General features: G+C 37.8%; 21 protein-coding genes. 3 read left to right on the forward strand and 18 right to left on the reverse strand.

Translation table 11 applies throughout. The annotated features are described in order from the left end of the window. Positions 1-62 precede the first annotated feature (62 nt). The 6 genes from carB to H3R25_RS03630 all read right to left on the reverse strand — a co-directional run bounded on the left by carB (position 63) and on the right by H3R25_RS03630 (position 8,414). On the reverse strand, positions 63-3,245 hold the full coding sequence (gene carB / locus H3R25_RS03605; RefSeq protein WP_198194317.1) for a carbamoyl-phosphate synthase large subunit: 3,183 nt from the start codon (positions 3,243-3,245) through the stop codon (positions 63-65). Next, entirely contained in the window at positions 3,238-4,323 is a 1,086-nt protein-coding gene (locus H3R25_RS03610) for a carbamoyl phosphate synthase small subunit (RefSeq protein ID WP_198194318.1), read from the reverse strand. The genes carB and H3R25_RS03610 overlap by 8 nt, the downstream gene beginning before the upstream one ends. Continuing rightward, positions 4,324-5,598 (reverse strand): dihydroorotase, encoded by a 1,275-nt coding sequence (locus tag H3R25_RS03615; protein WP_198194319.1) that lies wholly within the window; start codon positions 5,596-5,598, stop codon positions 4,324-4,326. Continuing rightward, positions 5,598-6,554 carry an aspartate carbamoyltransferase catalytic subunit gene (locus tag H3R25_RS03620; RefSeq protein ID WP_198194320.1) on the reverse strand — a complete coding sequence of 319 codons (957 nt, stop codon included), beginning with the start codon at positions 6,552-6,554 and terminating at the stop codon, positions 5,598-5,600. Before H3R25_RS03620 ends, H3R25_RS03615 begins: the two co-directional genes overlap by 1 nt. Positions 6,555-6,713: 159 nt before the next feature. Further along, positions 6,714-7,253: a bifunctional pyr operon transcriptional regulator/uracil phosphoribosyltransferase PyrR gene (pyrR, locus tag H3R25_RS03625; protein ID WP_122035448.1), complete on the reverse strand. Its 540-nt coding sequence runs from the start codon at positions 7,251-7,253 to the stop codon at positions 6,714-6,716. Positions 7,254-7,490: 237 nt separating this feature from the next. Then, a complete protein-coding gene (locus H3R25_RS03630; protein WP_198194321.1) occupies positions 7,491-8,414 on the reverse strand; it encodes a dihydroorotate dehydrogenase in 924 nt (307 codons plus the stop codon). A gap of 243 nt (positions 8,415-8,657) precedes the next feature. On the opposite strand from H3R25_RS03630, the gene pyrF reads away from it, so the two are divergent. Both pyrF and pyrE read left to right on the forward strand, forming a co-directional pair. Continuing rightward, positions 8,658-9,365: an orotidine-5'-phosphate decarboxylase gene (gene pyrF, locus H3R25_RS03635; RefSeq protein WP_198194322.1), complete on the forward strand. Its 708-nt coding sequence runs from the start codon at positions 8,658-8,660 to the stop codon at positions 9,363-9,365. After that, a complete protein-coding gene (pyrE, locus tag H3R25_RS03640; protein WP_046307214.1) occupies positions 9,366-10,001 on the forward strand; it encodes an orotate phosphoribosyltransferase in 636 nt (211 codons plus the stop codon). It abuts the gene before it with no gap. A gap of 146 nt (positions 10,002-10,147) precedes the next feature. Here pyrE and H3R25_RS03645 read toward each other — a convergent pair whose 3' ends face one another. The 11 genes from H3R25_RS03645 to H3R25_RS03695 form a co-directional block, all read right to left on the reverse strand. Beyond that, positions 10,148-11,332: an MFS transporter gene (locus H3R25_RS03645; protein ID WP_198194323.1), complete on the reverse strand. Its 1,185-nt coding sequence runs from the start codon at positions 11,330-11,332 to the stop codon at positions 10,148-10,150. A 268-nt stretch (positions 11,333-11,600) separates the two neighbouring features. Then, positions 11,601-12,620: a linear amide C-N hydrolase gene (locus tag H3R25_RS03650; RefSeq protein ID WP_198194324.1), complete on the reverse strand. Its 1,020-nt coding sequence runs from the start codon at positions 12,618-12,620 to the stop codon at positions 11,601-11,603. 165 nt (positions 12,621-12,785) lie between these two features. Further along, positions 12,786-14,123: a type I glutamate--ammonia ligase gene (gene glnA, locus H3R25_RS03655; protein ID WP_187158062.1), complete on the reverse strand. Its 1,338-nt coding sequence runs from the start codon at positions 14,121-14,123 to the stop codon at positions 12,786-12,788. A gap of 193 nt (positions 14,124-14,316) precedes the next feature. Then, positions 14,317-15,567 (reverse strand): methionine gamma-lyase family protein, encoded by a 1,251-nt coding sequence (locus H3R25_RS03660; protein ID WP_198188417.1) that lies wholly within the window; start codon positions 15,565-15,567, stop codon positions 14,317-14,319. Continuing rightward, the gene (gene miaA, locus H3R25_RS03665; RefSeq protein WP_198194325.1) at positions 15,560-16,480 is read right to left on the reverse strand and encodes a tRNA (adenosine(37)-N6)-dimethylallyltransferase MiaA; all 921 of its coding nucleotides are present in this window, start codon (positions 16,478-16,480) and stop codon (positions 15,560-15,562) included. The genes H3R25_RS03660 and miaA overlap by 8 nt, the downstream gene beginning before the upstream one ends. A gap of 84 nt (positions 16,481-16,564) precedes the next feature. Then, on the reverse strand, positions 16,565-16,969 hold the full coding sequence (locus H3R25_RS03670) for a rhodanese-like domain-containing protein (protein ID WP_074425086.1): 405 nt from the start codon (positions 16,967-16,969) through the stop codon (positions 16,565-16,567). Between the two features lie 59 nt (positions 16,970-17,028). Further along, a complete protein-coding gene (locus H3R25_RS03675) occupies positions 17,029-17,247 on the reverse strand; it encodes a YqgQ family protein (RefSeq protein WP_046307223.1) in 219 nt (72 codons plus the stop codon). Continuing rightward, positions 17,247-17,927 carry a rhomboid family intramembrane serine protease gene (locus tag H3R25_RS03680; RefSeq protein WP_198194326.1) on the reverse strand — a complete coding sequence of 227 codons (681 nt, stop codon included), beginning with the start codon at positions 17,925-17,927 and terminating at the stop codon, positions 17,247-17,249. Before H3R25_RS03680 ends, H3R25_RS03675 begins: the two co-directional genes overlap by 1 nt. Positions 17,928-17,937: 10 nt before the next feature. After that, positions 17,938-18,510: a 5-formyltetrahydrofolate cyclo-ligase gene (locus H3R25_RS03685; protein ID WP_198194327.1), complete on the reverse strand. Its 573-nt coding sequence runs from the start codon at positions 18,508-18,510 to the stop codon at positions 17,938-17,940. A gap of 53 nt (positions 18,511-18,563) precedes the next feature. Then, entirely contained in the window at positions 18,564-18,713 is a 150-nt protein-coding gene (rpmG, locus tag H3R25_RS03690; RefSeq protein WP_046307229.1) for a 50S ribosomal protein L33, read from the reverse strand. Positions 18,714-18,797: 84 nt separating this feature from the next. Further along, entirely contained in the window at positions 18,798-20,825 is a 2,028-nt protein-coding gene (locus H3R25_RS03695) for a penicillin-binding protein 2 (RefSeq protein WP_222710185.1), read from the reverse strand. Positions 20,826-21,127: 302 nt separating this feature from the next. On the opposite strand from H3R25_RS03695, the gene H3R25_RS03700 reads away from it, so the two are divergent. Beyond that, positions 21,128-22,042, forward strand: a complete 915-nt coding sequence (locus H3R25_RS03700) for an N-acetylglucosamine kinase (protein ID WP_198194328.1) — start codon at positions 21,128-21,130, stop codon at positions 22,040-22,042. A 54-nt stretch (positions 22,043-22,096) separates the two neighbouring features. Here H3R25_RS03700 and greA read toward each other — a convergent pair whose 3' ends face one another. Further along, positions 22,097-22,573 carry a transcription elongation factor GreA gene (greA, locus tag H3R25_RS03705; protein ID WP_198194329.1) on the reverse strand — a complete coding sequence of 159 codons (477 nt, stop codon included), beginning with the start codon at positions 22,571-22,573 and terminating at the stop codon, positions 22,097-22,099. Positions 22,574-22,583 lie beyond the last annotated feature (10 nt).

A 22,583-nucleotide genomic window follows, 5' to 3' on the forward strand; every position in this document is an offset into this window, starting at 1 on the left:
ATTTGTCCTAAATTTGGGGGTCATATCAGATATCCTGTAGTTCTCTTTTTGTTAGCTTTTTTCTATTTTAAGCTCGTTGTTATAAATGAACGATTTTCCAAAGCGATTAATAGTGCTCGTGCTGTATCTAGACTAGTAATCAATGGAATATTTTGCTGAATTGCATTTTGTCTAATAATGAAGCCATCAGAGTTTTTGGCCACATCGTGTCCCATCGTATTAATTACTAAATCAATCTTACCATTCTTAAACTCACTTAAAAGGTTGTCTTCCTTCTCTTCATGGATTTTGCTTACTTCAGTTACATGAAGGCCATTATCCCGCAAGAAGTTAGCTGTTCCACTAGTGGCAAAAATTCTGTAACCGATTTGAGCAAATCTTTTCGCAATCGGTAAGATTGCTTGCTTGTCACGGTCCTCAATTGTTAACAAAACATTGCCGCTGTCAGGAATTTGCATATTGGCGCCTGAAAAGGCCTTGTACAATGCTTTAGGGAAGCTCAAGTCGCTACCCATAACCTCACCAGTTGATTTCATTTCTGGTCCAAGGTAACTATCGACATCAGCAAGCTTACTGAATGAAAAGACAGGTGCCTTAACACTAATCATTTTTGGTTCAGGAGCCAAGCCATCAGCATAACCTTGCTCTTTCAAGCTCTCGCCCATAATTACTCGTGTTGCTACTTGCGCCATTTCAATATCAGTAATTTTACTCAAAAATGGAACTGTTCGACTAGCACGTGGGTTAACTTCAATAATATAAATTTCCCCATCACGCTCAATTAGCTGCAAGTTCATGATACCGTGGCAATTTAGCTTCAAGGCTAGTTTCTTGGTAACATCAGCAATTTTTTGCTTAATATCAGGGGTAAAGGTTTGAGCTGGGTAAACAGCCATTGAGTCACCAGAGTGAACTCCGGCGTGTTCAATATGTTCCATAATTCCTGGAATTAGAACTGTTTCACCATCACAAATTGCATCAACGTCACACTCGCGACCATCAAGATAGTCATCAACCAAGATTGGATGGCTGCTGGCGATATCAACGTGATTATTTAAGTAATCTTCTAGTTCTGCTTCAGTATAAACAATTTCCATTGCCTTACCACCAAGCACATAACTAGGTCTTACTAAAACAGGATAACCAAGTTGTTTTGCTGCTTCAATTACACCGTCGTGCGTGGTAGTAGTTATACCTTGAGGTTGCTTTAATCCTAATTCTTTAACTACTTGGTCAAACAATTCACGGTCTTCAGCACGGTTCAAATCAGCCACACTAGTACCTAAGATCTTAACTCCATGTTCTTCTAAGCCCGCAGCCAAGTTGATTGAGGTTTGTCCACCAAACTGAATAATGACACCCTCAGGCTTTTCTAAGTCACAAACGTTTAAGACATCTTCTAAAGTTAATGGTTCAAAGTATAATTTATCTGAAATAGAGAAATCAGTTGAAACAGTTTCTGGATTAGAGTTAATGACAATTGCTTCATATCCCATTTTCTGCAATGCCTTCACACAGTGAACAGTAGCGTAATCGAATTCTACCCCTTGACCAATTCTAATTGGACCCGAACCAACAACCAAAACTGATTTTTTGTTAGTTTTCAAACTTTCATTTTCAAGATCATAAGTTGAATAAAAGTATGGTGTCTTAGAAACAAATTCTGCAGCACAAGTGTCAACCATTTTATAGACTGGAATAATTCCATTACTCTTACGTAAATTACGTACCTGATCTACATTTTCATTCCACAAGTTGGCAATAGTATCATCGCTAAAACCGTATTTTTTGGCATTCTTTAATATGGCAATATCATCAGGATTTGCTTGAATTTCTTTTTCTAATTCTACAATGTGCTTAACGATATCCAAGAAGTAGAAATTAATTTTAGTCAACTCATGTACGTCTGAAATTGAGTAATCTCTTCTAAAGGCCTCAGCAATATAGAAGAGACGGTCGTCTTGCACTTTAACTAATTTAGTTTCAAGATCTTCGTCGCTTGCTTCATGTGCCTCTTTAGAGAAAAAGTCTTTTTGATCAATTTCAAGTGAACGTACAGCTTTTTGGAATGCTTCTTCAGCTGTACGCCCAATTGCCATTACTTCTCCAGTGGCTTTCATTTGTGTACCAAGTTGACGATCAGCCTTGGTAAACTTGTCAAATGGAAAACGTGGAATCTTGCAGACAACGTAATCAAGCGCAGGCTCAAATTCAGCAAAAGTTGTACCAGTAACAGGATTCTTGATTTCATCTAAAGTCAGACCGACTGCAATTTTAGCTGCCATCTTGGCAATCGGATAACCAGTTGCTTTAGAAGCTAAGGCTGATGATCTTGAAACACGAGGGTTAACTTCGATAACATCGTAGTCAAAACTATTAGGATCAAGGGCTAACTGAACATTACATCCCCCTTCAATCTTCAAAGCTCTAATCAAACGCAAGGAACAGTCTCTAAGCATTTGATACTCTTTATCAGATAGAGTTTGAGAAGGCGAGAAAACAATTGAATCTCCTGTGTGAATACCAACTGGATCGAAGTTTTCCATACAACATACAATCATGGCATTATCATCATGATCTCGCATTACTTCAAATTCGATTTCTTTGTATCCAGCAATTGATTTTTCAATTAAACATTCAGTTACTGGTGACAATTCCAAACCATTTTTGGCAACACTAGCAAGTTCTTCGCGGTCATTACAAATACCGCCACCTGTTCCACCCATTGTGAAAGCAGGACGAACAATTATTGGATAGCCAATTTCATCACCAAAGTCTAAAGCTTCTTGAACGGTTTTAACACTTTTTGAAGGTGGAACTGGTTCGCCTAATTTTTGACACAGTTCTTTGAACTTCTCTCGGTCTTCTGCTTGTTCGATTGACTCAAGTTTAGTTCCCAGAAGTTCAATATTTAACTCATCTAAAATACCAGTTTCAGCTAAGGACAAGGCCATGTTTAAGCCAACTTGACCACCCAAAGTAGGTAAAATTGCATCAGGATATTCTTGACGAATGATACGTGACACTGAATCAACTGTTAATGGCTCGATATATACTTTATCAGCAATTGTGGTATCAGTCATAATTGTTGCTGGATTAGAGTTAACCAGTACTACTTCATAACCTTCTTCACGTAAAGCAAGGCAGGCTTGAGTTCCCGAATAGTCAAATTCTGCAGCTTGTCCAATAATAATCGGACCAGAACCGATCACCATTATTTTTTTGATATCTGTTCTTTTAGGCATGAGTCTGTGCTTCCTTTCTTTGATCAATCATTTGCATGAAATAGTCAAAAATACTTTCTTCATCGTGAGGTCCAGGGGTACTGTCTGGGTGGAATTGAACTGAAAAAGCTGGATACTTTTTATGGCGTAATCCTTCTACAGTGCCGTCGTTAACTTCAACGTGAGTAATCATGAGGTTTTCTGGATCAACTGAATCGCGATCAACTGCGTATCCATGGTTTTGTGAAGTAAAGCCGATATTACCAGTTGCAATTTCACGCACTGGGTGGTTAAAACCACGGTGACCGAATTTCATTTTATAAGTTTTGGCACCATTAGCTAAGGCAAATACTTGGTGACCCATACATATACCCATCAAAGGAATATGCTTTTCCACCTCTTTAACCATTTCTACGGCATCTGCCATTTCAAGCGGATCACCAGGTCCATTGGATAAGAGCACACCGTCTGGTTTCAATGATAAGATTTTTTCGGCCGAAACTGTGTAAGGTAAAACAACACAGTTACAGTCACGTTTGGCAAGCTCACGTAAAATACTGTTCTTTAAGCCAAAATCAACTACAACGATATTACGTTTTGAACCAGGTACAGGGTAAGAAGTAGAAGTTGAAACTCGACTAATTACACCTTGAGTAACATTGGTCTTTTTAAGCTCAGAAGCAACTGTCTCTGCTTCTTCTTTTGAATCGCAGATTTGTCCTCTCATAGTTCCATGCATTCTCAACTTTTTAACCAGTTCCCTGGTATCGATTCCCTGGATTCCTGGGATATCCAAGCTTTCCAAAAAGTCTGGTAAAGTTGTTTGCATCCGCCAATTATCTGGGTAGCGTGCAACTTGATGGCAAATCACGCCCTTAATGCCAGGCTCAAGTGATTCATAATCTGCCAGCGTAATCCCATAATTACCAATTAACGGATTGGTAAAAACTAAAATTTGATCAGCATATGATTGATCCGTAATAGCTTCTTGATAGCCTGTCATACCTGTTGTGAATACGACTTCACCTTTGGTTTCTTTTTTGCTGCCAAAGCCTTCGCCTTCATATATGCTGCCATCTTCTAAGATTAAGTATCTCATTTAATTTCCTTCCTTTTGGTAAACAACTTTACCATCGACTATGGTCATGGATGTTTGACCATAAACTTCATCCCCCGTAAAAGGAGTATTAGTTCCTTTTGATAAATAATCGGTTTCGGCAATTTTATGACTACTATTCAAGTCAAAAATTGCAATATCTGCGGGTTGTCCTAACGCTATCCTGCCCGCTTGACTAAGTCCAAATGCCTCGGCAGGTTTAACAGTTAACCATTTCAATAATTGCGTTAGTGAAAAAACACCAGTTTTAACAAAATGGGTATATAATTCGCTAAAGACAGTTTCGCTTCCAGTGATGCCAAAGGCGGCTTTTGCAAAACCACCTGCCTTATCTTCTTGGGTATGCGGAGCATGATCTGTTGCAATCATATCAATTGTACCGTCAAGTAAACCTTCAATTAGCGCTTGTTGATCAGCCTTACTTCTAAGTGGCGGATTCATTTTATAGTTACCGTCATTTGCAGGGATGTCGTAATCCGCAATTAACAAATGATGTGGTGCAACTTCACAAGTAACATTAATACCTGCCTGCTTGGCAAGTCTTACCAATGCCACACTCTTTTCGGTTGAAACATGACAAATGTGATATCTCACACCCGTCTTTTGTGCAAGCAATAGATCACGTGCGATTTGTGTTGTCTCGGCCAACTCAGTAACTGGCCGCACCCCAAACTCCTCTGCTTTTTTTCCTTCATTTATCACACCCAGATTAAAAAGCGAATCATCTTGCGCGTGCTCAGCAATAACCAAATTATTCTTCTTTGCTTGCTGCATGGCCAAGTGCATTGTTTGTGCACTCTGAACACCCTTACCATCGTTACTTAATGCAAAACAGCCTGCTTCTTTTAAACCGCGATAATCCGGAATCTCATCGCCTATTTCATCTGTTGTTATCGGACCATACTGCATGATATGAACCACACCATGTTCCTGATTATTTTTAACCATCTCAGACATTAATTCCGGTGTGTTAGGTACTGGAATAACATTTGGCATGGCACCAACAGTAGTGAATCCACCGTGTGCTGCTGCTTTAGAACCGGTCTGCACGTTTTCTTTATTAGTTTGACCTGGATCACGATAATGAACGTGAACATCAACTAAACCAGGACTAACTAATTTTCCACCTGCATCAATTTCATTGTCTCCTGTAAGTGATTGTCCAATAGCAACTATTTTGCCTTTTTCAATTAAGAGATCGCCCGATTCAATCCGGTCCCCGATAAAAAGTTGACCGTTTTTAATTACAGTTGACATTAGGAAAGGCCTCCTAGCTTGCGCCCACGCACTACAGCTTCAATCATTGCCATTCTCATAAATACACCATTTTCCATTTGGCGAACAAAGCGGCATTTAGGTGCTTCTACCAGCTCACTTGCCAATTCAACTCCCCGGTTAATTGGACCTGGATGCATAATAATGGCATCATCTTTCATTTGATCATAGCGTTTCTGATTAATTCCAAATTCTTCGTGATATTGCTTTGCATCAAACTGTGCTTCATTTGGATCACCAGCGTGACGTTCATGTTGAACCCGTAAGAACATCATGACATCCATTTGGTCGACTAATTCATCAAGCTCTTTAAACTGACCATACTGATCATATTTGCTGTCGTACCAGTAGCTTGGGCCAGAGAAGTAAACCTGCGCACCTAACTTATTTAAGAGCTCCATGTTGCTCTTAGCTACTCTTGAGTTAGTAATGTCACCAACAATTGCAATTTTGAGATCTTTAAAATGACCAAATTGCTCGTAAATTGTCATCATGTCTAGTAGGCATTGCGAAGGATGTTGTCCACTACCGTCACCGGCATTAATTACGCCAATGTTTAAATGCTCATTTTCCTTAGGATGGATTAACTCTTCATAATATTCATTCTCAGGATGTCTAATCACTTCGAGATCAATTCCGACGGCTTGCATAACTAGTGAAGTATCATAAAGCGTTTCGCCTTTTTTAGTTGAACTATGAGATGGATCAAACGGAATAACCGTTAATCCTAACTTTCTTTCAGCCATTTCAAAGCTAGTATGTGTCCTACTAGAATTTTCGAAAAACATGTTTGTAACATATACAGGCTCAGTTAAATGAGGTCTAGCACCACCATTTTTAAAGTATTGTGCACGCGCAATCAATGCTTCAACTTCTTGCACACTCAGGTCTTCAACACTGACGAATGATGATAAAGTGACTAAATTGGTCGTTTTCATTTTAAAACTCTTTTCTTTTGCAAAAAAATAAACCGGAAGCTTTCACTCCAGGTTTATCAAAAGGGAATTTTATTTTATGCAGTGCCGCACAAAAGAAACTCAAGCCCTTCTGACCCTCTCTGGAGTCAATTAAATGGTTGAATTAAATCATAACTTTTATCACGATAGTGGTTTCAGTTCAACACTATCTTTTTGATCAATTTCTTCAACTTTAACAGCAACTTGTTCATTTGAAGAAGTTGGAATATTCTTGCCGACAAAATCAGCTCTGATTGGTAACTCACGGTGACCGCGATCAACTAACACGGCGACAGCAATTGAACTCGGACGTCCCATGTCCATCAATGCATCCATAGCTGCACGAATTGTTCGGCCAGTGTAAATAACATCATCAACAAGGATTACATGTTTATCGGTAATATTAACACCCAATTCATCCGAGTTAACAACAGGATCCTGTTTTAATGAAGCGTCATGACGGTCATCACGATAAAGTGTGATATCAAGTTGACCAAAAGGTACATCTACGCCTTCAAGTTTTTGAATCCGATCGTGAATACGTTGTGCTAAATAAACACCACGAGTTTTGATACCAACTAAAACTAAATCTTCTGTGCCTTTATTATGTTCAATAATCTCATAAGTAATTCGTGTCAAAGCACGCTTCATTGCAAGCGCATCCCAGATTTCTTTTGCCATCATTTTCTCTCCTATTACCGTTGCTATGAAAAAACACCTAGTCTAAATGAGACTAGGTGCTTCCTAAAAAGTTTGATACTTAATTAAGCCTGCCTTGCTAGCCTCACTGGACTAATTTAAAGGACATATTTCTATTTAAATATACGTGTTCCACTCCTACTTGTCAACTAAAAATCATAGGTTTTAGCTGAATTCAAGAAAGAGTATCAAACATAAATTTGCTCTTACTTGTTAAACTTAGTTAAACTCGACCTGATTAACTAAGTCATTAATGTCTTCGACACCTAGTTCTTCAAGTACCGCTGGCAAATCACGTGCAATATGTGGACATGCTAATGCATCCTTAAAATGAGCACTGCCAACTTCGACTGCATTAGTACCTGCTAGCATAAATTCAACAACATCTTTTGCAGATTCAATTCCACCCATTCCGATAATTGGCAAGTTAGTAGCCTGACGCACTTGATTAATCTGATACAATGCAATTGGCTTTACAGCGCTACCAGAATAACCGCCGATATTGTTACCTAAAAGTGGTTTACGTGTTTTAAGATCAATCCGCATCCCAGTTACCGTGTTAATCATTGCCAATCCATCAGCGCCACCAGCTTCTGCTGCACGCGCAATTTCAGTTGTGCTTGTTACATTTGGCGTTAGCTTAATATAAATTGGCACATTAACCGCAGCCTTAATTTTAGCAGTTAAACTTTCAACGAGTTCAGGATGAACACCAAAGGTCATGCCACCTTCAGCAACATTAGGACAGGAAAAGTTGATTTCTAGTGCATCAACTAAGTTTGAATTAGCTAATTTAGTTGCTACTTCAACGTAACCCTCTTCACTTTCACCACCTACGCTTGCAATTAGTGGCAGCGTCGGATAACTCTTTTTCAATTCAGGTAATTTGTCGCTTACGACTTGATCAACTCCTGGATTTGTTAGGCCAACTGAGTTAAGTACCCCATTGTCCAAAACGGCAATTTGTGGTTGCGGATTACCTACTCGCGCTTTGGGCGTAGTTGTTTTAATTACTAGTGCGCCTAATTCATTCAAATCAAATTTCTTAGCTGCTGGTACGTCGCCAAAACCAAAAGTACCACTAGCAGGCATGATTGGATTTTTTAAATTAAGTCCTGGTAATTTTACACTGATATTTGTCATAAGTTCCTCCAAAAATGAATGCTCTCAGTCATTACAATTATTTTTGGCTCTATTTTACACGTTTTTTCATTTTTTAAAAACTAAAAATTGGTTGTATTTTATTGATGAAGGTGGTAATCTCAATGTTGACAAACTTTAAACGGTACAGAGAGACCGCAAGTTGAACATGACTTAAATTAAATAAAAAGTCTATTTTGTTGCACTCTTGTACCAGAATAGGCTTTTTGCTTGTGGAGGTTTTTAATGGAAAAAGCGGTATTTGTAGCTTTGGACTATGACAATGAAAATGATGTTCAAAAGCTACTGGCAAAACTAGGCAAGCCCGAAAATACTTATTTAAAAATTGGAATGGAACTTTTCTATCACGCCGGGTCGGACTTAGTTAAAAAACTAGTTCAGCAAGGTTACCCCATTTTTTTAGATTTAAAGCTACACGATATTCCAAACACAGTTTATCAAGCAGCTAAACAGCTTGCTCAACTTGGAATTTTTTGTACAACTATCCATGCTCTTGGTGGTAGTGAAATGATTGCAGCTGCACAAAAAGGATTGATAGACGGAACTCCTGAAGGAAAGGAAATTCCTAAACTGCTAGCAGTAACCGAGCTCACATCCATTTCAGATTCAATCTTGGCAAATGAACAAAATTGTTCATTACCAATGGCTGAGCAAGTTGTTAGCCTTGCCCAAACAGCTAAGAAAGCTGGCGCTGATGGTGTAATTTGTTCACCACTTGAAGTTGAAAAACTGAAAAAAGAAGTTGGAGATGACTTTTTATACGTCACACCCGGCATTCGTTTAGCAAGTGACACCAATGGAGATCAAAAGCGTGTTGCAACACCACAAAAAGCTAAAGAATTTGGTTCTAGCGCGATTGTTGTTGGACGATCAATCACACAAGCAGATAATCCAGAATTGACATATCAAAAAATTAAAAAGGAGTTCAATTAAATGTATCAAGATCAAATCATTAACAAACTTGTTGAAGAAAAAATTATTACTATTTCACCTGACAAACCTTATACATATGCCAGTGGTATGTTATCACCAATTTACACTGACTTAAGATTGACGGTTTCTTATCCGGATTTACGCGATTGGATTGCTACTGACTTAGCCGCATTGATTAAAGAAAAATATCCTAATGTATCAGTAATCGGTGGTGTTGCTACTGCTGGAATCCCTCATGCAGCCTGGGTTGCCACCAAATTAGGCTTACCAATGATTTATGTTCGACCAAAACCTAAAGATCACGGAAAAGGTCGCCAAATCGAAGGACGCTTTACTGAAAATGATCAAATTGTTTTAATCGACGACTTAATTACAACAGGTGGTTCTGTCATCAACGCCGTTAAGGCGACTGAAAATGAAGGTGGCAATGTCATCGGTGTAGGTTCAATCTTCACTTACTACCTTAGTGATACTAAAAAGAACTTTGCTGATGCAGGTGTAGACTTCAGTCCTCTACTCACCTATCCCCAACTACTTCAAAAAGAAAAAGAAATGAACTACATTAGTTCTGATGAATATGAAGCATTAAAAACGTGGCACGAAGATCCATGGGAATGGGGTAAAAAGTTCCAATAATTAATCTTGCTAACAAAAAGTGCAGCTAAACAATCGTTTAGTTGCACTTTTTTAGTTGCAATCGTAATTTACACGCAAATTTTTGCGAAAAATTGTCTATGTTACATACTTCTAGTCTATTTGTCTCCCTAGGTCTTATCACACTTTTAATGATGATTAATTGCTCCATTCAATCGGGTATGGTAACGCCAGTAAACGATTAACATCAGTGGTAATAACAGCAATTGAATTGGGTAGAAAAATTTAATTGGCAAAAGATCGCTAATTAATCCCATAATAATTGGACCAAATGCCATCCCAATATCTAATCCTAAGTAAAAAGTGCTACTTGCTAGTCCCTGCTCACTAATTGGCGCCAAAAGAAGTGCTGTTGACTGCAAGATTGAATAGATTACCCCATAACCAATTGCCATAAAAGCAGCAGCTAAGGCCATCATCAAATTATTCTTCATAGTTGATAATAAAAGCAGATAGATCAAAGTGGCTCCAATACTAACCCAAAACCAGATACCAAATTTGACTGTATCGAAAAAGTTCTTTAGAAAAATTCTAATTACTAATAGAACCACTGCATAAATCAAAAAGAATGATCCCACATTAACATTCAGATGACGTTCTTGAGCATAAGTAACCAAATCAGCTTGCGTAGCAAAATAAGGAAAAGCAAATAATGTGGTCAGCAGTGCGATTGGCAGGACATTTTTTTGAATAATTTTAAACTGATGCGAAGAACCGGACTTTTTCTTAGCCATACCTTTTTTAGGATTTGCACGATTACCAACAAATTGAATGATAATGACCATCATAAAAGCTGCAATTGCAGAAGCAATTAGTGCTAGCCGGTAACCAGTTTTTTGATAAACATTAATTGCCAAGGCCGGAGCAACCGCCATTGCCAAAGCATTCATTAAGCCATAAAAGCCCATAGCTTGGCCAACATGAGCCCGAGGAACCAAAAATGCTAGCCACGTAGACATGCAAACAGTACATAGAACGAACCCTGCACCATTAATCAAGCGAAAAATTAATAGCCAATTGCTAGCAGGAGCTATGACATAGCCAATCACACCTATCATGATTAAAATACCGCCAATCAATGATAAGCAATATTTAGAAAGTTTATCTGTTAAATTCCCTGCTATTGGCCTTAGAAACATTGATGCAATACTCATAATCCCGACTATAACGCCTGCAAATGCACTACTTGCTCCAAGACTTTTGGCATAACCGTTAATTAGTGGATTAACAAACATTGTACTGAACATAAAAAAGAACGAAGCTGCCATCACTAGAATTACGTCTTTGGTATAAATTGATTTTTCTTTAGCCATTTAATCTCTCACTTAGTTTTAAAAATAGATTAATGTTTTTATTCTATCACTTATAACATTTTGAGTTAACTACGAATTGCTTGCAAATTTTTACTATTACAAAAAGCTATTGTTTTTGCATAGCTAACATTAGCTAGGTATTCAAGCTTTTTAAAAAGATAGTTTTATTCAAGCATGTCCCTCGTTCTATGCTAGGACCAACTGCAGCAAAGTTTAACAATCAAAAAAGACACTCCATTTATTGAAGTGTCTTCTTTATTAGTAATAATTAGTTTTTGGTCTCTAAAACTTTAAATTCGTGTTGAATAGGCTGTGTAACCTTAGTAGTTATATTCGGATCAAGTACAAATTTAGTCATTGTTGGACAGTCCTCAGGTTGAATGTATAGACTTCTTTGGATCACGTCATAACCAGCCCAATAACCAGTGTAATCACAGTTATCAGTTTCTGCACTAAGATGCTCAATTCCTCTTGGAATCATTAATGCTTTAAAGACATTATAAAGCTGTGTAATTCCTTGATCAGAATGAAAAGGTGCAAGGAATTTTGAAAGATAAGTACTTCGAACAAAACGAGATGGTGATGTATAGTCCCCAGGTAAGCCAATCAATCCGGAGCCACTTTCAATTTGTTTGATATCCAGTTGATCAGTAATTTGGTTATGACCTAAATTGTGGTTTGTAAGCTGAAGATAGTTACGTAAGTTATCCAAGTGCCATGGATACTCTGGACTGTTAGTCATTACCCCAATGCCATCATAAATTTTGAAAGCACCATTATTTACCGGCTCTAAAATGACACTTTTACCAGTTGAATCGCTGAAAGTATAGTGCATTGGAATTGGCGTTGGGATGCCAGTATCAGCAGCTTCCCAGTCAGGATAAGTTGTTTTTTCCTGGCCCATCTTTTGAAAAGCTTCTTTAATTTCAGCAATACTACCAAAATTACTTAAAACGTAGGCAACTACTTCTTCACCGATGATTGGTTTTAGGCCACGCTTTTTGAGATTATCAACTGTATCCCAAGAAGCTTCTTCTAGGTATTGTGCGTCCCCTACAATACCAGCACTGTTAATACCATCATTAAAAAATAGAGAATCATTAACATTAATTCCCATAAAAGCATATTTAGTTGACCAACTTTGATGCAAACCTTCTAATTCATAATTTGCAGGATAAGAGGTCATTTTACTGTCAGCACTAGGCTTAAATGGATCAAAAGTGAAGTCCATTGTCCGCCCCCAAAATACATCTCCGTTATCTGCAGTAATTGAAATATTTGTACACATTTTTTACCTCCTATAACTCAATAAATACTAAGGATGAATATATCTTATCATACATTTATTATTAAAAAATAGTTGTTATTTTAATCAGCTTTTCAGCTCCAAAATACTGTAGCAAATAAAAAGCGAAACAATCGCTTGTTTCGCTTTTACTATATTTCTTATTAATTAATAGCCCATGTAGCGATTTCTTTCCCAATCTGAAACTGTTTCGGCGTATTGTGCCCATTCAAGTTCTTTGGAATCGATAAAGCTTTGTGTAAGATGTTCACCAAGTGCTTCTTGAATTAATTTATCTTCTTTGAAGGCCTTAAGTGCATTGTGCAAAGTTGAAGGTAAAGGCTTAATACCCATTTCGTTACGCTTTTCTTCACTAACTTCAAACAAGTTGCAAGTTACAGGATCCATTGGCATCTTTTCACGCTTGATACCATCTAGACCAGCTTCCAAACATGCTGCTAACAATAGATATGGGTTAGCAGTTGGGTCAGCAGAACGCATTTCTAAACGAGTATTAACTTCTTCAGCCGAGGGTACTCTGACCATTGGAGAACGGTTCTTAGATGCCCAGGAAATGTAAACTGGTGCTTCATAACCAGGAATAAGTCGTTTATAAGAGTTAACTGTTGGGTTAGCAACCGCTGTAATTGCGCGAGCATGCTCAAGAATACCATTTAAGAAGTAAAGAGCAGTATTTGATAAGTGGTACTCATTATTCTTATCGTAGAAAGCATTTTTACCATCTTTGAACAAAGACATGTTAGTGTGCATACCATTACCAGCTTGACCTTGTAATGGCTTAGCCATGAATGTTGCGAACAAGCCATGCTTTTTAGCAATTTCGCGAACAATCATCTTGAAAGTTTGTACACGATCCGCAGTTGCCAAAGCATCGTCAAACTTAAAGTCAATTTCTTGTTGGCCATCACCAACTTCATGGTGAGCTGCTTCAACTTCAAAACCGATACTTTCCAAAGTTTCAACGATATCACGACGGCAACTTGCACTTTCATCATTTGAAGTTAAGTCAAAGTATGAAGCGTGATCTGGAACTTCAGTAGTCCAATCACCTTTTTCATTTAATTTAAATAAATGGAATTCTGCTTCAAAACCGATGTCAAATGCAGAAAAGCCCATGTCCTTCATTTGCTTTTCAATTCGCTTCAAATTATTACGTGGATCACCTTCAAATGGTTCACCATCTGTTGTATGAACGGAACAAATCAAGCAACCGATTTTACCACCACGACTATCTGTCCAAGGTAGTACTGACCAAGTTGAAAAGTCTGGGAACAAAATCATGTCACTTTCTTCTAGACGAACAAAGCCATCAATTGAAGAACCATCAAATCTAACATCATTAGTCAAAACCTTGTCTAATTGGCTAGTTGGAACTTCTACTGCTTTAAGAGTTCCATTAATATCTGTAAAAGCCAATCGAATAAAGCGAACGTCATCATCAATAACGCTCTTTCTAATATCATCTGCTGTAATTTTCTTTGTCATGCTTTTCCACCTAAAAATATAAACAACTATAAATAACTAACAATTGGTATAGCCCGAACACAGTTTTCCAAACCTTGCTCAAAACTTGATTAATAGATTAGCAAAACATTAAATGCTTGTCAAAGTGGTCTAACCATTTTTTTGCTAATCTTTACAAAAGCTTTACTAATATAAAGCCATTGACAGGCCAAAATTAATTTTTGAAGAATAATTCATTAACTGCATTGGTAATCGCAATTTTGACATGAGCATAAGTTAACCCACCTTGCATGTAAATTGCGTATGGCGGCCGAATTGGTCCATCTCCAGAAAACTCGATACTTGCACCTTCAACAAAAGATCCATCAGCCATAATAACCTTATCTTCATAGCCAGTATCATTGCTTGGCACAGGATCAACAAACGAGTTAATCGGTGAATTTTCCTGTAATGCTTTAGCGAAGCGAATCATTTTATCTTTGTCATGGAAAATTACTGCCTGAATCAAATCAGTTCGATCGTCATTCCATTTTGGAGAAACTTCTGCTCCCATTCGTTCTAAAATAGCAGAAGAATAAATTGCACCTTTAATCGCATTTCCCGTTACACTTGGAGAAATAAACAGACCTTCAAAGTAATCCAAATTATTATTTAGACTTGCACCCTCTTCACGTCCAATACCACCAGCTGTTAAACGTGCAGCCGTATTTTCAATTAACTCATGCTTTCCAACAACATAGCCACCGACTTTAGCTAAACCACCACCAGCATTTTTAATTAAAGAACCAGCCATTATGTCTGCGCCAAACTCTGTTGGTTCATGTTTTTCAGAAAATTCGCCGTAGCAGTTATCGACGAAAATGATGCTGGCGGGGCTCACTTCTCTGATCATTTCAATCATTGGCTTTATTTTTTCGATCGTAAAACTTTTACGCGTATCATAGCCACGTGAACGTTGAATAACCACCATTTTTGGCTGATGCTCAGCTAGCAAACTACGTGCACCGTCAAAATCAACGCTACCATCCTCAAGCAAATCAACATGAGAAAATTTCACTCCGTATGATTTCAGACTGCCTCGACCATCGCCAGCAATTCCAATAACTTGTTGCAAGGTATCATAAGGCATTCCAGTCAGATAAGTTAACTCATCCCCAGGAAGTAAATTACCTGCCATTGCAGTGGCTAAAGTATGCGTTCCGGAAACAAACTGAGAGCGAACCAGCGCATCTTCGGTATGAAAAATTTGCGCATAAATACGATCAAGCTTATCACGGCCACTATCATCTGAACCATAACCGGTACTACCAATCAAGTCGGCTTCTGCTACGGCCTTATCCTTAAATGCTTGCAATACTTTGTTTTGATTATACAAAATATTATCGTCAATTTTTGCTAACTGCGGAGCAATTTGCTTATCAATCTCACTAACAATCTGTTGTAATTCTTCTGGCCAATTATTCATTCAACCATTCCTCTGCTTTCTGTTTCATTTTTATTAAATAATCTTGATCATTAAGGGGGTCGACCCATGTAATTGGCAATTGATGCCTAAAATAGGTCAGCTGCCGTTTAGCGTACCTACGTGAGGCTGTCTTTAAATCTTTAACAGAATCATCAAGTTCTTTATTGCCTTCAAAATATGGAAAAAATTCTTTATACCCAATTGCCTGCAATACTTGGTACTCTTTTTGCCGATTGTCATAAATAAACCTAGCTTCATCAAGTAGGCCCGCATCCATCATCTGATCAACTCGTAAATCAATTCTGTGATAAATTTCTTGGCGATCAGAATTTAGGCCAAAAATCAGATAATCATAACGCGGCTTAATTTGTGTTTGTTGCTCTGAAAACTTTTTCCCTGTGCGCTTAATAACTGTCAGAGCACGTAAAACCCTTCTTGAGTTTGTAACTGGAATCTTAGACGCAGTCACTTGATCTTGCTTAGCCAATTCTTGCCACAAAGCAGCCTCACCGTTTTTATCTAAATAGCTTTGCCAATAATCGTCTACTGCTTGCTTATGTTCATTTACTTCACCAAGTTGCATCTGATTTAACAGCGCATTAATATAAAAACCTGTTCCCCCTACCAAAATTGGCAACTTGTTTTTGTGTGCAATCTCTGAAACTGCCTGCTGCGCTTGGTCAACAAAATCCTTAACTGAATAGGGCTCATAAACCGACTGCACATCGACCAAATAGTGCTTAATTAATGCTTGTTCTTCGCTCGTCGGCTTGGCTGTGCCCACCTTAACTTCACGATAAATTTGCATTGAATCGCCAGAGATAATTTCCGCATTGAGCTCAGTGGCTATATTAATCGCTGTGCTTGTCTTACCGATTGCCGTTGGCCCAACAATTGCTAATATTTTTTGCATCTTTCGCTTCCCTTTTTTTGCATATCGATTTTAATTATATATTAAAAAAACACGTTTGAAAAAGAGTACAAACATGTTTTTAGATTAATATTTAGATGATTTGGTACGGCCATCCCATTCATCAAAGCCATTTTTTAGCCATTTAATTGAAGAGAAGTTCTTCTTTTGCAAAAATCTAGCGGCACGAAGAGTAACCGACAAAGAATCGGAATACAAATAAACAGGTAAGTCTGGTCTTAACTCTGAGTATTGGTATTTCATCATCGTGTATGGAAGATTACGGGCACCATCAATGTGCTTTCTTTTGAAAGGTTCCTTTTCACGTAAATCAACAATTTGTGCCTTTCTCATTCCTTGATTAAATTCTTCATTGGTTAAGTCACCATTACCTAATCGTTTTGTTTGAATTTTATTCCACAGCCAAACAGCGACAAAAGCCAAGATGATAACTATTAATACTATATCTACAATAATTATAAAAGTTGACATAAAAATCGATTTCTCCTCTAGTAAAAATGTTCATAAAAATAATATACTCCTAAATTTCTTTAAGAGCTATGGTTATCTTGTTGATGCTTTTCTTCGTATTCATGCTCTCGATTTAAAATTAGTTTTGCCACTAAGTAATCGTGCTGACTAATTAGATGAGCATGATTAATATTATCGAGTTCTAGCGCCATGAGTTCAATATCCCAGATCCGCTTACCAACATGAACAAATATGCCGTATTTTTCAAGAAGCTGTTGTACATCATATAGTGTTTTCATTATAGTTTTATGACCATACCCATTCTGACAGTGGCGACACAATAAACAATTAAGACAGCTGCAGCAACAGTTCTTTCTTTAACCGAGTAATGATGTGTCGTGCGGTCTCCTAAGATAATTGCCACAAGTACTCCCGCAACAAAACCGCCAATATGACCTTGAATATCGATGTTAGGAGCAAATAAATCCAATCCAATATTAATGGCTGCTAGCCAGAAAGCCTGACGGCCCAAATACGAAATAACTGGATTAGCACGATTTTTTAAAGCCACTGCAGTCATTGCACCAAACAAGCCAAACAATGCTGTTGAAGCACCGGCACTAAGAGAACTGTCGCTTCCCATAGCCAAGCTTAATAAATTACCACCTACACCTGAAAGCAGGTAAAGCAATAAAAAGCGCCAGTGACCAAGAAGTGGTTCCATGTAGTAACCGATATAATAAATCATTACCGCATTTGAAACCAAGTGCATAATGCCAATGTGTAAGAATTGGGCTGTAAAGAGCCGCCACCATTGGTTTCCACCAACTACAGCATAATTGTTCATGGCGCCCATTTTAACCAGGACAGCCGTATTTTCAGAGCCACCAAGAGCTGTTTCTACAATAAAGGTAAGTAGTAGTACTACCAAAATGCCAACAGTTACGTAGCAATTTTTTAAATATTGTCGTTGATCCATCTTAACCTCGTTAATTTTGTAAAATTGAAGTAGGCGTAATAATCATTTCAATCGGAATATCTGTTGCCTCAATTTCCCACTGAGCAGAACTAAAAATCATTTTTGTATTCGCTAAGGCAACAGTCTTAGTGGCAGTATGTTTAGCCAAAAAACGGTCATAATAGCCTCCACCAAAGCCTAAACGTTGATGGGAATCTTCGGCAAAAGCTAATCCAGGAACAATCAACAAATCAAGTTCATTATTAATTTTAGCGTGCGGATCACTTACTTCTTCTACACCAAATTTTGAGCGCGAAACTCTTGTCATATAGTTATATAGAACAAAATCTTGCGTGTGTTCTTTATCGTTATTCGCACGTGCAAGATAAACTTCTTTGCCCAAATCCCACAGATAAGCAATCAGCTTAGCAGTATCTACTTCATAGGATAGAGAAGAAGTGACTCCAATACTACGACTATTTTTTAATAGCTCAGTATTAATAAAGCTCTCAAGCAAAGCTTGATCTTCATTTATCTTTTGCTCACTGTCCGCATATTCACCTAAAATCTTTATTTGTTGTTGCCTAAATTCTTTTTTGTCCATATCTTCCCTATACAAAAAATAGCAGGAGCATAGGCTCCTGCCATATTGGTTTATTACTTAGTTTCACGATGAAGAGTAGTGTGTCTTTCAACTGGACAATACTTCTTCAAACTTAAACGATCCGGATGCTTACGCTTGTTTTTCTTAGATAAGTAACTTCTATCGCCACATTCGGTGCATTCCAAAATGATGTTATCTGCCATTTCTTTCACCACCTAAATTCTTTATTCTGACTGTATAAGTTTAGCATTTCTCTTTCACTTTTACCAGTAATTATTATCTTTTTTCTATTTTTTATAGAGTTTAAAGTAATCTTGAACCATTGCTTTAGTCATTTGCAGTGTGTAAGAGCCTTCCAAATCAGGGTCTAAACCTGGGAAAACAACGGCAGTCGCAATCTTTGCATTGTCCGATGGTGCATATCCTACAAACGTTGCATTGACTAACTCTGGTGGATTCTTTTGATTAGGGTTATCTGGATCATAATAAAAGGTTTGCGCTGTTCCAGATTTACCGGAAATTGACGGTTTAACATTCTTTATCTTATGCGCAGTACCCCATGAGTTAGTACCGTGTACAACACGCCAAAATCCTTGCCGAACTACATCCAGTTCACTTGGCGTCCATGGAATTTTTAGTTGAACATTAGGTTTTTTGTCATAATCAATATAAACCTTTTTACCATTTCTGGAAGTTCGACCAATTGACTGGACGATATATGGTTGCATTCGATAGCCGCCATTAGCTATTGTTGAAACGTATTGCACCATTTGAATTGGTGTATATGCATCATAGTTCCCATAAGACAAGTCTAGAACTGACCCTGATAAAATCTGTCCGTGTTCATTAAAGGACTTACCTTGAATACCTGAAATTTCACCTGGTAAATCAACACCAGTTTTCTGTCCCAAGCCAAACATATTAAAATTATGTCTGATTGTATCAAAGGCAGTATTAGGCATACTAATAAATTCTTTAGGAACATACTTAGCGTTAACCCATTTCATTGCCAAACGCATCATGTAAATGTTACTAGAAACTTCCAGTGCTGTTGAGGCATCCAATGAGCCAAACGTTCCCACTGGATATACTGATTTCTTAATCGGTGTTCCGGGTAGATAAACTGGAACATCGGGCATCACGTTGTCTGTTGGCGTAATAATCTTGTTAATTAGGCCACCACTAACCATTGCTCCCTTAACGGCAGATCCCATAACGAAGGCTTGATTGATGACGCCTAAGGCATTATTAGTTGTTTTATTTTTCTTTGGATCTCGACTAATTCCAGCAACTGCCAGAAGTGCACCAGTTTTAGGATTCATTGCAACGGCATAGGCACCGTTTGAATAATGAGCAGCTCCAGATGCAATCGCGGAAGAATAAATCTGTTCAAGTGATTTCTGTACTTCTTTTTGATAGCGTGCATCAATCGTTAAAACCAAACTTGCTCCAGCTTGACCAGAATAAACTGATTTAGTCTGCTCGATATTACCGGAGCTTGTCGTTGAAACTTTACTGGTTGATTTTGTTCCTTTTAACAGTGGCTCATATTCTTCTTCTAAATATGAAGTACCAACCCGATCATTTCTTGAATAACCGTTGGTCAAATAGTATTGCAAGTTATCACTGGGCAAACCCGCCTTTTGGGTGGAAACCGAGCCAATAATACTTTGAATAGAAGAGCCGTTAGGATATGATCTTTGCCAGTCAGTTCCAATTCCAACTCCTGGCAACTCGGATAAGTGCTCACCCACTTCGGCAATTTCTTTATCGGTTAAACCATCGTTTTTGACGTAAATGGTTGACAGTGTATACGCACCGGAAATTTTGTTATAAATTAACGCTGCTGTTTCCTGCCGTTTAGATAGTTTTAAATGCTTTGCTTGAACCTGTTGTTGAATACTTTTATTAATTTTTTCATCATCTTCAGTAGCACGGATAGATTTAGGAACTCTAGCAGCTTCTCGCTTACTATTCTCCTTATTACCCAAATAGTAATCAATGATTTGTTGTTCAGTTGGCTTCTCGTTCTTAATCAAAATATAATTGCTGAGCTTATTAGAAATTGAGTAGACATCATCAATAGTCGTTGAAACGCTCTTAGTATAAGTAATCGCATTTTTGGCGGTATTACCAACTAAAACTCGTCCCTTATTATCGTACATCACACCACGCGGAACCTGACTAGAGACAACGGCTGAATTTGATTTTTGTACTTCTGCTTTAAATCGTGACCCATAACCGATTTGTAAATAAGCTAATTGACCAATTAATGTAGCAAAAAGCACAAAAATAATGCCCAGAATTAACTTCATTCTGAGTGGTGTTGACGATTCTGTCTTATTTCTATTTGATTTTTGATCCTTTTTAAAAAATTTCACGTAATCCAACCTCACTAAACTAAGGCTATTTTATCAAATGCAATGTTGTAATTCCATCACTTGCTTGTTGCTTTGACAAAATTTAAAAAGAGAACAGCAAAATAGTAAATTTGTTGGATCACTCTTTTTAAAAAGCAATTATCTACTTCTTTATTTACTGAAACATCTTCTGCATTTAAGCTTTTTGTAATAGAATAGATAGTGAAAAGAGTAATTAATGGAAGGAAGATAAAACTATGACACTTGAATACCAAATTGGTGTCGATGCTGGTGGTACACATACCACCGCAATTGCTTATGATCTAGCTGGTAACGAAATTAAACGTAGTGAAGCTGGCCCAGGTCAAGTCAATACAGATTACGACACTGCAATCAAGAACATCACTAGTGCCATTAACCACCTAATTGATGAAATTGATGGTGATTGCCAACGCATTTTGTGTGGTATGGCAGGCCTATCAGTTATTGGACATGCCTCCGAAGTGGCTGCAGAAATTTCTGCTAAAGTTAATAACTTACCAACACGTGCAGTTACAGACTCATTATTAGCACTTTATAGTGGTCTTGAAGGCGAAGACGGCGGTTTGGTTATTGCAGGAACCGGTTCAGTATTTAACGGTTTACAAAATGGGCGAATCATCACTACTGGCGGATACGGTGCCACTTTGGGAGATGAAGGCTCTGGTTATGCAATTGCCTTAACTGCACTTAAGTCTGCCTTATTAAGCTGGGATAAGCGCGAAGATAACAAACTTATTCCAATGTTTAATGACTTATTTAAGACTGATAACATTGTTGATGGGACTGCCAAGTTCTACCAAATGACTAATCCAGAAGTTGCTTCAATGGCTGTTAGCGTTGCAAAATTGGCTGACAGCGGCGATGAAAATGCAACTGCAGTAATTAAAGAACAGGCTGAGCTACTCGCCCGCGATATTATCATTGGTATGGATCGCTACGAGGAACCAAAGCCAATGCGCATTGCTCTGACAGGTTCAGTTCTTGCAAACAATGAAATGATGCGGAATTACTTGGAAGCTAAAGTTCATGAGCGCTATCCAAAAGCTGTATTTTCAATCTCAAATGGAGAAAATGCCCGCGGCGTTGTTTTTGACAAGAGTAAAGATTATCGTTACTTTACTAGTCACTAGTAATTTCCTACAAAAAAACCAGTTACATAAAAGTAACTGGTTTTTTTATTATAATTATTCTTCAACTTTGTTAATAACAACGTCAAATTTACCACCTGGTGTTGTAATGGTCACTGTTTGACCCTTTTTCTTACCAAGAATGGCTTGAGCAATCGGTGAATCGTTAGAAATTTTACCATTCATTGGATCAGATTCATCACTACCAACAATAGTATATGTTTCTGAATCATCTTCACCAACTTCAGTATAAGTAACAGTCTTTCCGACAGCAACTTCATCTGGGTCACTTGAATTTGCATCAACAACGTGTGCATATTTCAACATTTCTTCAACGACATTGATTCGATCTTCTAAGTGACTTTGTTCATCCTTAGCGGCATCATATTCTGAGTTTTCAGATAAATCACCGTATGAACGAGCAACTTTGATTCGTTCAATTACTTCAGGACGTTTTACTAATTTTAAATTCTTAAGTTCTGCTTCAAGTTTTTCTTTTCCTTCAGCAGTCATTGGATATGATTTCTCAGGCATGAAATTTTCT

The organism is Lactobacillus sp. M0390 (assembly GCF_016102085.1).
GTDB lineage: Bacteria > Bacillota > Bacilli > Lactobacillales > Lactobacillaceae > Lactobacillus > Lactobacillus apis.